The 542-nt window shown below is 57.6% G+C and carries 1 rRNA gene; it reads right to left on the bottom strand.

Annotation, left to right across the window (positions count from 1 at the left end):
• Nucleotides 1–464: 464 nt before the first annotated feature.
• Nucleotides 465–542: ribosomal RNA gene (locus ACFQ11_RS37830) — 16S ribosomal RNA — on the bottom strand; the annotation flags it as partial.

Here is a 542-nt window from a genome sequence, read left to right as displayed (position 1 = left end):
CAGGCTCCCACGTCCTTCATCGGCTCCTGATGCCAAGGCATCCACCGTATGCCCTTAAAAACTTGAACACACAAAACGATCAAAACAAATCGCAGATGAGATCAAAACTCAAACGAGTCCAGATCTCACCAGAGATGCTCGCGTCCACTGTGCAGTTCTCAATAAACAACCGGGCCCACCAGGCCACAACCCCGGTAAGAGGCTGCGGAACCTGATCCCGCGATCCAGAAGAAACGTGTCCGTTTCCTCAGGACCCAACAGCGTGCCCACCAGACCGTGCACCCGGACTCGTCGTTCCCACTCCCCGAAGGGCGGTACTAGCCGAGCCGCACACACGACCCGATGAATAACCAGTGCTCCACATCTATGAGCAGCCACCTGACGAACATTCGCCGTCAACAGCGGCCACCGACCATCGCACCCCACCGAAGCGGAATCAACGACGGCCAGTCGATGCTCCTTAGAAAGGAGGTGATCCAGCCGCACCTTCCGGTACGGCTACCTTGTTACGACTTCGTCCCAATCGCCGGCCCCACCTTCGA

It is taken from the genome of Actinomadura sediminis, from assembly GCF_042675525.1.
GTDB lineage: Bacteria > Actinomycetota > Actinomycetes > Streptosporangiales > Streptosporangiaceae > Spirillospora > Spirillospora sediminis.
The sequence above is the reverse complement of the archived record's forward strand: the minus strand, read 5'-3'. Positions and strand labels throughout refer to the sequence as shown.